Origin of the sequence: Geobacillus vulcani PSS1 (genome assembly GCF_000733845.1) — a bacterium.
GTDB classification, from domain to species: domain Bacteria; phylum Bacillota; class Bacilli; order Bacillales; family Anoxybacillaceae; genus Geobacillus; species Geobacillus vulcani.
Map to the genome: position 1 here is coordinate 1874476 of NZ_JPOI01000001.1, position 12873 is coordinate 1887348.

At 42.7% G+C, this 12873-nt stretch carries 15 protein-coding genes; 14 read left to right on the forward strand and 1 reads right to left on the reverse strand.

The genetic code is table 11. The features are described from left to right. Positions 1-166: 166 nt before the first annotated feature. From N685_RS0110095 to yajC, 14 genes are all read left to right on the forward strand, one after another. Positions 167-1636, forward strand: a complete 1470-nt coding sequence (locus N685_RS0110095) for a hypothetical protein (RefSeq protein WP_031408024.1) — start codon at positions 167-169, stop codon at positions 1634-1636. A gap of 59 nt (positions 1637-1695) precedes the next feature. After that, on the forward strand, positions 1696-1854 hold the full coding sequence (locus N685_RS19570; RefSeq protein WP_156961389.1) for a hypothetical protein: 159 nt from the start codon (positions 1696-1698) through the stop codon (positions 1852-1854). Further along, a complete protein-coding gene (locus N685_RS0110105) occupies positions 1854-2267 on the forward strand; it encodes a hypothetical protein (RefSeq protein WP_051870815.1) in 414 nt (137 codons plus the stop codon). Before N685_RS19570 ends, N685_RS0110105 begins: the two co-directional genes overlap by 1 nt. Positions 2268-2315: 48 nt before the next feature. Further along, positions 2316-3917, forward strand: coding sequence for a terminase large subunit domain-containing protein (locus tag N685_RS0110110; protein ID WP_031408029.1), 1602 nt, complete (start codon positions 2316-2318; stop codon positions 3915-3917). Positions 3918-3936: 19 nt separating this feature from the next. Then, on the forward strand, positions 3937-5244 hold the full coding sequence (locus tag N685_RS0110115) for a phage portal protein (protein ID WP_031408031.1): 1308 nt from the start codon (positions 3937-3939) through the stop codon (positions 5242-5244). 759 nt (positions 5245-6003) lie between these two features. Further along, a complete protein-coding gene (locus N685_RS0110120; protein WP_031408032.1) occupies positions 6004-6342 on the forward strand; it encodes a hypothetical protein in 339 nt (112 codons plus the stop codon). 59 nt (positions 6343-6401) lie between these two features. Continuing rightward, complete coding sequence (locus N685_RS0110125) at positions 6402-6974, forward strand: hypothetical protein (RefSeq protein ID WP_031408034.1); 573 nt, start codon at positions 6402-6404, stop codon at positions 6972-6974. Between the two features lie 417 nt (positions 6975-7391). Then, entirely contained in the window at positions 7392-7868 is a 477-nt protein-coding gene (locus tag N685_RS0110130) for an intercompartmental signaling factor BofC (protein WP_031408036.1), read from the forward strand. A gap of 104 nt (positions 7869-7972) precedes the next feature. Then, complete coding sequence (ruvA, locus tag N685_RS0110135; RefSeq protein WP_031408039.1) at positions 7973-8557, forward strand: Holliday junction branch migration protein RuvA; 585 nt, start codon at positions 7973-7975, stop codon at positions 8555-8557. A 25-nt stretch (positions 8558-8582) separates the two neighbouring features. Further along, positions 8583-9584, forward strand: coding sequence for a Holliday junction branch migration DNA helicase RuvB (gene ruvB / locus N685_RS0110140; protein ID WP_031408041.1), 1002 nt, complete (start codon positions 8583-8585; stop codon positions 9582-9584). Next, positions 9581-9787, forward strand: coding sequence for a DUF2905 domain-containing protein (locus tag N685_RS0110145; RefSeq protein WP_031408043.1), 207 nt, complete (start codon positions 9581-9583; stop codon positions 9785-9787). Before ruvB ends, N685_RS0110145 begins: the two co-directional genes overlap by 4 nt. A 15-nt stretch (positions 9788-9802) precedes the next feature. Continuing rightward, positions 9803-10831 (forward strand): tRNA preQ1(34) S-adenosylmethionine ribosyltransferase-isomerase QueA, encoded by a 1029-nt coding sequence (queA, locus tag N685_RS0110150; RefSeq protein ID WP_031408045.1) that lies wholly within the window; start codon positions 9803-9805, stop codon positions 10829-10831. A gap of 17 nt (positions 10832-10848) precedes the next feature. Further along, the gene (tgt, locus tag N685_RS0110155; protein WP_031408047.1) at positions 10849-11991 is read left to right on the forward strand and encodes a tRNA guanosine(34) transglycosylase Tgt; all 1143 of its coding nucleotides are present in this window, start codon (positions 10849-10851) and stop codon (positions 11989-11991) included. Positions 11992-12015: 24 nt separating this feature from the next. Further along, on the forward strand, positions 12016-12288 hold the full coding sequence (gene yajC, locus N685_RS0110160) for a preprotein translocase subunit YajC (protein WP_013144634.1): 273 nt from the start codon (positions 12016-12018) through the stop codon (positions 12286-12288). Positions 12289-12453: 165 nt separating this feature from the next. Here the strand turns inward: yajC and N685_RS0110165 are convergent, their stop codons facing one another. Further along, complete coding sequence (locus tag N685_RS0110165) at positions 12454-12837, reverse strand: TIGR04086 family membrane protein (protein WP_031408050.1); 384 nt, start codon at positions 12835-12837, stop codon at positions 12454-12456. Between the last annotated feature and the right edge of the window lie 36 nt (positions 12838-12873).

The window sequence follows — 12873 nt, forward strand, 5'->3', positions numbered from 1 at the left end:
TCGGCAAAAAAATGACGAAATTTACACTGTAATACATAGAATACTACAAATACAAAGAAAACTTACTTACATAGAAGGATAGTTGAGTAAGTTTTCAGTTTTAAGTAAGTAGTTATTCAAAATTAGTTATTCAATAATCAGTTAATCAAGAAAGGGGAAATTGTATATGTTTATTAAATGTTATAATTCATTTGCTGATTATTCTTCACAATACAAATTAACACAAGATGAATTTTATATTTATTGCTATCTTTACACAAATAGAACATATGAAGAATATGTATTAACCAGTGTTGACTTAATTCATCAGACATTAAATATTTCTTTTAGCAATAAAGAATACAGCAATAAAAAAATCATTATGAATTGCTTATTAAATTTAAAACAAAAAGATATTATTTCATTTGAAGCCGATCAATTTAAAAATAATAATGCTTTATATATTACGTTTAATGAAATTGAAGCAAAAGGATATGAAATGCTTTCATACGAAAAATTCCGTTCATTTAAAAACGCAACGGATTGCTATATTTATTTCTGTGTGGCACGTTATCAAAAACTCAATGGTTTTGAAGCGTCTTATAACGAATGGGCAAATGTGCTTGGTGTTTCGAGAAAAACGGCTATTGAAATGATTGAAGATGCGGTGCAACGAAAAATCATTTTCAAGGAAACTGGAACATATACAGATGAGATGGTTGAGGATAGACAGCAAAAGAAACAAGAAAAGAATAGATACTATATTCAGAAAGTCGAGCAAAAAGAAAATGTTGCCGTTAAATCAGCAACATCATCTAAAGAAAACGTTCAAACTGTCCAAGAAAATAATACTACAAATACAACTAATGAGCAAGAACAACGAGAGCATAACTGGTATATTAAAGATTCGCAATTAACTGCTAATGATTTCTACATTTACTTAACAACAAATGACGAGAAATTGAAAAAGCAAGCAGAATTTAGAATTAATGCGATAAGCAAAAATGACAAAGGTAAATATATTGTTGATTCATTAATGAAAGAAGCACAAGAAAAAGTAAAAGATGAGAAGCGGAAACAAGAACAAGAAATGCTGAAACAAATGACAAATGCAGTGCGTTTAAAAGATGGCACTATTGTTGCGGTTGATGAAAAGAATATTGATTCAATTGATGTGAATGAGGTTGAACATATTTTCTATTCGTATTATGATCAACATCTCGAAGGATACGGAGAAATTGAAGGATTCCAAACAGGCAAATTAATAAATGGTAAATTTGTGTATGATGATCGTCCAGATATGATTCAGAGAGGTTGGGAACTTTATAAACAACACGTGAAAACAGGTGAAATGTTTACATTGTCAAAAAGGAAAGAGATCAAAGATCAAGTATTTAATGAATTTTTCCCACAACGGAAAGAAGATGAAACAAATATTAATAAATTTGTAGAAAAGAAGAAGAAAGAAAGAGAAATAATTGATATTGCTTCTATTGTTGTACAAGATTGGGAATTAGACGAAAAGAAAAGAGAAGAGGAACAAAAAGAACGCCAAGGACGTCAATCAAGATTATTACAATTTCTTGATGAGATGGAGAAAAAGCGAAAAGTATATAATGATGACGATGATTTAAGTTTTCTCGATGAATTAGATTAATGGGCTAGCAAAATGCTAGTCCTTTTTTATTTAATCAAAAAAATAAGGAGGAATCTTATATGAAAGAGTTTCAAGAGATCATAGAAAATATTGAAATGATGCAAATGCGTTTGTCGCTAATGAAGTTAAATCTTTTAGAACAGCAATTGATTACGAAAGAAATATTGTCAGACATAAAACATTTAGAAAAACATCTTGGCTCAAAGGAGGATAAATAATGAACATTCACAAAGCACTGTCAAAACTAGAGTGGCGAAAACGAGCGTATTTTATGCGGAAATTTCAAATACGATCACCAAAGAATGAACATATTTTAAATATGACAGACGAAGAGTTTCTCAAGTGGGCAAATAGAAAGTCGATGATCGTCTTTCGTAACTGGGAGCAAACGGATGAGTATTTTGAATTGTACATTTTATACATGAAAGGCAAAATGCAACGTGATCTTGAAACTATATATGATGTTGTCTGCGAAAAGGCGAAACAGGGTGATGAAAAAGCAGTGAAATTGTTTTTGCAACTTCATTCAGAAGTACAAAAACTACAACGTGAAATGAATCGAAAGCCGAAAGTGAAGAAAGATGAGCCGGCACAAGAAATTGACGATGATGATGACGATTTAGAAATTTAAAACAGACATATTTTCGTTTTTAAAGAGTGTCACAGGAGGTGAAATTGATTGACTAAAAGATTGACAAAAGAGCAGAAATTACAGATTATTATGAACGATTTTAAATTGTTTGCGAAGAACTTCATTAAGATCGTTGACAATAACGGTGATACTGTACCGTTTATTTTGAACGCTGAACAGTCGCAATTTATAGATGAAATGTCAAAATATAACATCATTTTAAAAGGGCGACAAATCGGCTTCACAACACTTTCACTAGCATACATGCTTTATTCAGCATGCACAAAGCCCGATACAAATTATATTATTATGACGCATCATGCAAGCGTCAGTAAATCACTTTTCGTTAAATTGAAGAAAATGTATAAAAATCTTCCTCATGATAAATATCCGAATTTGTTTCCGAAAACATTACTAAACAACAGAGATGAACTTTATCTCGACAACGGCTCACGTATCATTATTGCTACTGCCAACGGTGAAGATAGTATAAGTGGAAATACCTTCCAAATGATACACCTATCAGAAATGGCAAAGTATCCTGCTGATGTACAGGAAGAAATCATTGCAACATGTATTCCGGCTTTGGCGAAAAATGAATCTAGTGCAATTATTATCGAATCAACCGCTTATGGCTACAACACCTATCAAGAAATGTTCATGAAGGCATATAGGGATAAAGAGAGCGTATGGAAGGCACATTTCTATTCATGGCTTGCAAAAGCGTATGAGAAACAGTTTAAACATACGTTCGATGAAGCAGAAGCGTGGTTTCGGGCTAATAACAACGGCAGACGAATGACATACGAGGATTTAGAGCCGGATGAGCGAATTTTGCGTGACAAATACGGTGCTACATATAGACAATTGATGTTTAGACGTTATTACATAGCGACAAATAGTTTGGAAAAATTTAACAGGGAATTTCCGACTACACCCGATATTGCATTTGCGGAAAGCAATAAGTCAATCTTTGACACTGCAAAGATTATTGAACGATTGCATTATGTGATACCGCCACTTGAAACGAAAGATGTATATGATATGTTGCCCGATATTTTAAAACCATACATAAACAAAAATCTTTTTATCTTTCATTTGCCGAAACCGAAAGTAAGGCATTTTGCAGGTGTAGACGTTGCATCGGGTCAAGGCGGCGACTATTCAACGATGAGTATTTTTGACGCTGATGGACAGCAAGTCGCTTCATTCTATGCAAATGATATTCCTGTTTACAAATTTGCAGAGATTGTTGATGCTTTAGGAAAGTTTTACAATTATGCTTTTATATGTGTAGAGCGTAACTCATATGGCTTGCCGTTGCTTGAACGTTTGAGAAAGGATTACGGCTATTTAAATCTTCTTAAACAAAAAGTATTCGATCAGCGAGGAAAACAAAAAATGCAACTTGGTTTTCAGACAACAAACGTTACGAAGCCGATCATCATAAATGACATGAAAGAGATGTTTGAACTTAGCATGATTAACATTGAGTGTGTACGGACACTGGAAGAAATGAAAATATATCAAGAAGATGCGAAAGGGCGTACAAATGCGAAAAAAGGCGCGAAGAATCATGACGATTTAGTGATTGCTGTTGCAATGGCGGTACAAGCGATGAAACAAGGAAAATATTATGTTGATATTTGATAAAAGGGGGAATTTCTAAATGAATCTTCAACAATACATAAAAGAATATCATGAAGGGCGCGATGATTGGTTTATTGAAGAAGTGCAAAACGTATCAGCACAACAAAGAATTATGAAAGTGATGAATCTTAAAGAGTATCTCGACGGAAAACATAAAATCCTTCAAAAGTCAAATGAAAAATTTGGCGGAAAAGAATATGAGCCGAGAAAGATTGTTTTGAATCATGCGTTGACATTATTAAATTTTCAAACGAGTTTCCTTCTTCAAAATCCAATAACCATTACAGGAAAAGAGCGCATTGTGAAAGAATATCAACGAGTAAATAAGCAAGGTAAATATGATCGACTAAATTATAAGATTTTAGATAAGATGCTCAAATACGGGCAAGTGTATGAGTATGTATATTTTGATAAGAATGTAATCAAAAGCAAACTCATTGATGCAAGCGAAGCGTATCCTGTATACAATGATGAGAATGAAATGATTGCATTTGTTCAAGCGTACACTGTGAACGGAGTAGATTATTATATTTTATACACAGATGATACGGTTGAAACTTATGATAATAAAGGCGGAGAATTGCGCTTAACAGGAAGATATGCGAATTTGTCGGGATTGCCTGTCGTGTATAAAACGACAAATGAAGTGAATGAGAATGAAGGTAAAAGTGAACTTGAGAAATGGATAAGTATTTTAGATTCACTTGAAGATTTATTGAGTAAAGCAACGGATGCATATTACAAATTTATAACAGGGATTCCAGTTATTACAGGGCAGCAGTTGAAAGGATCACTTCCAGTCGATATTGTAGGGGCTGGATTGAATTTAGATGACGGAGCAACATTTGAATTTGTAAGTAATAAGTTTGATTCACAAGCGTTTGATACATTATACGAAACATTATTGAATGCGTTGTATACAGTAGCACATTTGCCTGCAATTGCAGTAGGTAGAACAGATATTAGTAATGTAAGCACAGAAGCAGTAAAAATGTTGTATCAACTCGCGATGATGAAGGCAGGACAGAATGAACAATATATAAGAGAAGGTATTGAGCAACGTTTTGAGAAGATTAGACGATTGCTCGAATATAAAGGCGTAACGTTTAGTGATGAGGAATTTGATTCATTAGGGCTTGTATTCCAGTATGCGTTGCCAAGTTCGGATAAGGAAGTAATCGAGAACATGAAAGCATTGCGTGAAATGGGTGCATTGAGTTTGCAAACGATGCTTGAACAGAATCCGTATGTTAATGATGTGCAACAAGAGATGATGAGATTGAAGGAAGAAAATAACACAATATCCAGTGTTATTGATAATAATTAGACACAAGATGTTGTGTTTAATTAAAATGTAAACGTGAAAAGGGATTAGGTTGACAAATGATATATCCGCCTGCTCGCGCCTGTTATGAATAGACGCAAAAAGCCAATTAAAAAAAGGGGGGTGCAGGGCAGGGCAGGCGGTCAAGTCCAACTTTGGACTTACTATGCGTGCAGATCGACAAATTTGACGTGATTTTTTTTATACATTTTTTATGTAATTACTGTATATTTTAGATCAAAAATGATAGAATCAAAGTTTTATCGAAACTTATATTTCACAAAGTTTATGCATTAGTAGATCATTGATAAATAGTGGGTTTTTGATATGTTTTGCATAAAGTTTGTGAAAAAATATACCATATATGGTATAAAATCAAGTAGTTTTACTTGACAGAAAAACATTGATAAATCAATATTTGTCAAATAATGGTGTTTAACATAATGGCTATTATGTTAACAATAAAACGTTATGCCGATGAATACAATATGCATGATTTTGTATAAACGAAATACCCCTAATTGACAAAAATTGCCCGTAGCAAGTCATTTTACACACGCACGAAAATTTTTCTTTTAATTCTCTACCATCCAAAAACGTTGATTTTTCAATACTTTTCGCACATTCACTCTACATTCAAAAAACGCCTATATTTCAACGTTTTTTTAACATAGATGCAATATTGCTCGTTTCTATTAAAAATAAATGTGCTTTGCCTATGATTACCTATCTAAAAAAATAAAATGAAAGGAAATGATGTATATGACGAATCTTCAACGGTTGCTTTTAGAGATTCAAGATATTGATTTAGATCAAAACGAATTAGCGATTTATCTTCAAGAAAATGGCTTAAATGCTCATGACGAATATAATCCTTCAAGTGCAACGAATAAACGCAATATATATAAAACTGCTTTATCAATTCTTGAATCAATTGCGAATAATCCATCTTTAATGAAAAACTACAAACTCGATGATATGACCGTTACTGATTTTCACGAAAATTTATTGAATCGTATTGATCAACTCGAACGAAAAATCCGTCAAATGAAAACGGATGATGAAGAGCAAACGGGTAATGTATTTATGTTGTTTAAGTGATAGCGTGACATGATGTAACGCTGTCGAGAACGTTATTTTAATGTAAGGAGGTCTACAAAATGAATCCTTTTACAATAGATAATTCAGATTTTCAATTTCTTCTTGATTCAGTCGGGGAAACGGTTATCATCGACAATGTATCGAAAAAATGTATTGTAAATAATGCAGAAATCGGCGATTATGAAGAAAAATATATTTATACTCTCGATTCAATCCAGCGTGGGAATCTTATTGTGTACAATGGAAAAAACTATCTAATTGTGTCTGATATTACAGAAGGTAAAATGTATAAGAAAGCATTAATGCGAAAAACGAATGAAACGATACATATTGAACAAACAGAACAACGGCTAATCGGCTATAACGACTTCGGAGAGCCGATATATGAAACGATTGTTGTAGCGAGTATAGATGTTCCGATTATTGTTGACAAATACACTTTCAAGATAGATGATTTTGCGCCAATTAGAGTGCCGGAAAATCAAATTATTGTCACGATGCAAAATAATGAAACGAATAAAAGTAAATTTACTGTAAATACGACATTTGAAGTGATGGATAAAACGTGGAAAGTTATTAACGTTGATTTAACAAGAACGGGATTGTTGATATTGACGTGTGAATTGAGTTAATATAAAAAATTGTGAAGATATACGACATTTTAGTATTGCTTTTTCTAATAGAAGCGTGATATGATATACATAGCAAATTTTAGTACATTGAGTGACCGTTTAGGTATTGATATATCTATCACGCTTTTTTTAAAAAATGATGACGTCCAAGAAGTGTACCATAATTTGGACGAATCAGTGCTTGAAGAGTAGCGACGTCCGTCGGCGAGGCCGGCGGATTTTTTGTGCAGACGTTCCAAGGTCGCGGAACATAATCGAATATGATGATCGAGCGCCATTGGCTCGAATCCTCGCCCCACTTTTTGGATCCGCGGCAGCTTGTCTTGCAAAAAAGCTGATGGGGAAGGAATAAAATGGCGTCCGCTGGTGAAACTAGTGGTGTAAAGGAACCATCATCCGAGAAGAGAGGAACAAACGATGCGAATTCTTTTCTTCATACTGTGGATCGCCGCCATCGTGTCACCGGTTCATTCGGTCTCCGCTGAAGCGGTCAAGATGACGATCGTGCTCGAGCGGCAATATTTGGACGGAGAGATGAGCGAAGAGAAGGTCACCGAAACCGTCGATTCGCTGAAAGAAATATGGAAAAAATATCGCGATTGGCAACTCGTGACGCTCGATGATCAGACGATCGTGTTTCGCAAAACAATCAACGACATTTCCCCGTTGTTAAAAACAAACGGCTATTTCGGGATTACAGACGATGGCACGTTGTCTATTTTCAACGGCAAACCGGGCCGGTCGAGCGAAATCATCCAGTCGTTTTTCCAAATCGACGTGCAAAAGCTCGAAAGCCGCCAGCAAGAGAAGTTGAAGCAAGGAATTCGCGTCCTCTCGAAGGAACAGTATGAACAAGTGATCGAAATGTACCGCCATTTTGCGGTCGTCCAATAAGCGAAGCGAAAGCCCGTGGTGCAAAGCGCATCGCGGGATTTCTTTTTGCTATAATGGAATCATATGATACAATGAAAGGACGAAAAAAAGGAGAGGAGCAACCATTGATCGAGTTTATTCGTGGGTATGTTGATTACGTCTGCCCGGAATATATCGTCATCGACCATAACGGCATCGGCTACGAGATCTTTACGCCGAACCCGTTTGCGTTTCAGGAAAGCCGTGAGGTGGCGGTGACCGTCTATACATACGAATATGTGCGCGAAGATGTGCACGCCTTGTACGGGTTCCCAACGCGCGAAGAGCGCAACTTGTTCGCCAAGCTGCTGCAAGTGTCGGGCATCGGGCCGAAAGGCGGCCTCGCCATTTTGGCGGCTGGGCGTCCGGATGAACTGGCGCGGGCCATCGAGGAAGAAAACGAGGCGTTTTTATGCAAGTTTCCAGGTGTGGGCAAAAAGACGGCCCGACAAATGATTTTGGATTTAAAAGGGAAGCTCGGGACGCTTGCGGCGCCGGCGGATACGCGTTCGGCCGCGCCGCTTTCTGGTGCGCTCGCCGAGGCGGTGGCGGCGCTCAAGGCGCTCGGCTATGCTGAACGGGAGATTGAGAAAATCATTCCGGCGCTCCGCGAAGAAGTGATGTCGACGGAACAGTATGTGAAGCGGGCGCTGGCGCTGCTTTTGGGATAAACAGCGGCCAAAGGGAGGGATAACGGTGGAGGAACGGCTTGTATCTGGGGAGGTCTTAGGGGAAGAGGCTGTGTTTGAACCAAGTTTGCGCCCGCAATATTTGCATGAATATATCGGGCAAGATAAGATCAAAGAAAACTTAAAAGTGTTCATTGAAGCGGCCAAGCTCCGCGGAGAGACGCTCGACCATGTGCTGCTGTATGGACCGCCGGGGCTTGGGAAAACGACGCTGGCGGTGATCATTGCCAATGAAATGGGCGTCAAGCTGCGGGCGACGTCCGGCCCGGCGCTCGAGCGGCCCGGCGATTTAGCGGCGCTGTTAACGTCGCTCGAGCCGGGGGATGTGCTCTTTATTGATGAGATCCACCGGCTGTCGCGGGCGGTGGAAGAGGTGCTCTATCCGGCGATGGAGGATTATTGCTTAGATATCGCGATCGGCAGGGGGCCGGATGCGCGTACGCTCCGCCTTGACTTGCCGCCGTTTACGCTCGTTGGGGCGACGACGCGAGCTGGGGCGCTGTCAGCGCCGCTGCGCGACCGGTTTGGCGTCATCAGCCGGCTCGAATACTATCACGTCGACCAACTTGCCCAAATCATTGAGCGGGCGGCGGCCATCTTGCAAATCGGCATTGATCGAGAAGCGGCGCTTGAGCTTGCCCGCCGGGCGCGCGGCACGCCGCGCATCGCCAATCGCTTGCTGCGGCGCGTCCGCGATTTCGCGCAAGTGCGCGGGGATGGGGACATTACGCAGCCCCTCGCTGTCGAAGCCCTCGAGCGGCTGCAAGTCGACCGGCTCGGACTCGACCAAATCGACCATAAGCTGCTTTCAGCGATGATTGAAAAATTCGCCGGTGGTCCGGTCGGGCTCGAAACGCTGGCGGCTGTCATCGGTGAAGAAGCGCAAACGATTGAAGAAGTGTATGAGCCGTACTTGATGCAAATCGGTCTCTTGCAACGTACGCCGCGCGGGCGTGTCGTCACGCCGGCGGCGTACACCCATTTCGGAATGGAGGTGCCGAAGCGGTGAACAGCTTGCCGAAGTTGATCATGACGATCGGCGTTGTGCTCATCATTGTCGGGTTTGTCATGCAGTTTGTCAAACTCGGCCGCCTGCCGGGGGATATCGTCATCCGAAAAGGGAATATGACGTTTTATTTTCCTATTGTGACATCCATATTGCTGAGTGTTGTGCTCTCTTTGATTTTTTATGTACTCGGACGATTTCGCTGAAGGAAGGAGACGTTTATGAAAGTCGATTTGTTTGATTTCCATTTGCCGGAAGAATTGATCGCGCAAACGCCGCTTCCAGACCGGGCGGCGTCGAGGCTGATGGTGCTTGATAAACGCACCGGCGCCATCCGCCATGAAACATTTCGCAACATTATTTCGTACTTGAATCCGGGCGATTGCCTCGTCTTAAATGATACGCGCGTCATGCCGGCGCGTCTTTATGGGGAAAAAGCGGAAACAGGCGGAACGGTTGAAGTGCTGCTCTTAAAGCAGCTTGATGGCGACCGTTGGGAAACGCTCGTCAAGCCGGGCAAACGGGTCAAGCCGGGGACGAAGCTCACCTTTGGCGGCGGGAAGCTGGAAGCGGTCTGCCTCGATACGCTTGAACATGGAGGGCGAGTGCTCGAGTTTTCGTATGATGGCGTGTTTTATGAAGTATTGGCTGAACTTGGGGAGATGCCGCTGCCCCCGTACATTAAAGAAAAGCTTGACGACCCAGAACGATATCAGACGGTTTACGCCCGCGAAATCGGTTCGGCGGCGGCGCCGACCGCTGGTTTGCATTTCACCGAAGAGCTGCTTGATGCCATTCGCGAAAAAGGGGTGCAGATCGTCTTCATTACGCTTCATGTCGGCCTTGGCACGTTCCGGCCGGTGCAAGTGGACGAAGTCGAAAAGCACGATATGCATGCCGAGTTTTACCAAATGAGTGAAGAAACAGCGGAGACGTTAAACCGCGTTCGGGGGCAGGGCGGCCGCATCATTGCCGTCGGTACGACGTCGACACGGACGCTCGAGACGATCGCCGGCAAACATAACGGCCGGTTTGTCGCGGAAAGCGGCTGGACCGACATTTTCATCTATCCGGGCTATGAGTTCAAAGGCATTGATGGGCTGGTGACGAACTTCCATCTGCCGAAATCGACGCTCATCATGCTCGTGAGCGCGCTCGCCGGGCGTGAAAACATTTTGCACGCGTATGAAGTCGCGGTCAAAGAGCGGTACCGCTTTTTCAGCTTCGGTGATGCGATGCTCATCATTTGAGAAAGGAGAGCCACACGTTGACGACACCGATTCGCTTTGAACTGATCAAAACGTGCCGGCAGACGGGCGCACGTCTTGGCATTCTCCATACGCCGCACGGCTCGTTTGAAACGCCGATGTTTATGCCGGTCGGCACGCTTGCGACGGTCAAGACGTTGTCGCCGGAAGAATTGAAAGAAATGGGGGCCGGCGTCATTTTAAGCAACACCTATCATCTTTGGCTGCGGCCGGGGCATGACATTGTGGCGGAAGCGGGCGGGCTGCATGCGTTTATGAACTGGGATCGCGGCATTTTGACGGACTCCGGCGGCTTTCAAGTGTTCAGCCTCAGCGAATTCCGCCGCATTGAGGAGGACGGCGTCTATTTCCGCAACCATTTAAACGGCGACAAGCTGTTTTTGTCGCCGGAAAAAGCGACGGAAATTCAGAATGCACTAGGCGCTGACATCATCATGGCGTTTGACGAATGCCCGCCGTATCCGGCGACGTATGAATATATGAAACAATCGGTCGAACGGACGAGCCGTTGGGCGGAACGCTGCTTGAAAGCGCACCGCCGTCCGAAGGAGCAAGGGCTGTTTGGCATTGTCCAAGGCGGTGAATACGAAGAACTGCGCCGACAAAGCGCCCGCGATTTAGTGTCGCTCGACTTCCCTGGCTATGCGGTCGGCGGGTTGTCGGTCGGCGAGCCGAAAGAGGTCATGAATCGGGTGCTCGAGTTTACGACGCCGCTTCTGCCGGCGGACAAGCCTCGTTATTTAATGGGCGTCGGTTCCCCGGATTCGCTCATCGACGGGGCGATCCGCGGCATCGACATGTTCGACTGCGTGCTGCCGACGCGCATCGGCCGCAACGGCACCGTGATGACGAGCGAAGGGCGGGTGGTGATCAAAAACGCCCAGTACGCCCGCGACTTCTCGCCGCTCGATCCGAACTGCGACTGCTACACGTGCCGGAACTATACGCGCGCGTACATCCGCCATCTCATCAAATGTGATGAAACCTTTGGCATCCGCCTCACGTCTTACCATAACGTCTATTTTTTGATAAAATTGATGAAGCAGGTGAGACAAGCGATCCGCGAAGATCGGCTCGCCGATTTCCGCGAGGAATTTTTCGAACGCTACGGCTTCAATAAGCCGAATGCAAAAAACTTTTGACGACCGGAAAGGAGGGGGGATTGCATGAACGCGACCATCGCCAATTTATTGCCGATTGTGCTGTTTTTTGTGATTTTCTACTTTTTGCTCATTCGTCCGCAGCAAAAACGGCAACGCGCCATCCAACAAATGCAGGCGAATTTGAAAAAAGGCGATAAAATCATCACGATCGGCGGATTGCACGGCATCATCGACTCAGTCGATGAGGACAAAATCATCGTTCGCGCCGGCGACGGCACGCGGCTGACGTTCGACCGCTCCGCGGTGAGAGAAGTGGTGGCGGAAAGCAAGGCGTAGCGAAAGCGCGGCCATCGACGCCCAAGTCGGGCGCCGATTTGAACGGCGGCGCGAAAAGCGCGAGCGAGACGCGGTTTCGCTTCTTAACCATCGCGCTGCGTCCATCACAAAAGGTGTCCTGTTTGCTTTGAGGACACCTTTTGCTTTTGCACCGGTTTGTCGTTTTTACGTCCGTTCATGGCGCGACGATGACAAATTGACCCCGACGATGCCGCCCAAGGAAGCGGCGGCGAAAAAGACAAGGTGGTACAGCCATTGTTCGACGGTAAACGATTTTTCCATGCCAAGAAATTGAAATGAAAAGATGATCGCCGTAAATAAGAGGCCGGTCAGACCGCCAGCGAGCCATCCTTTTTCTTGGTTTTTTCCGCCGGCGACGACACCGCCGATAAACAGCGAGACGACTGAGGCGGCAAATATGATCCAGGTGAGCGACGATTCGTGAATGTCCGTCCATTTCAGCAACAACGAAAAAATGAAGCTGACGAGCGCCGCCAACATAAAAACTGTAGCGATTCCATACACCAGTGCGCTGCCAAGCCGTGACACCGCAATCCCTCCTTGGCCAAAACGCTTTTTACCACA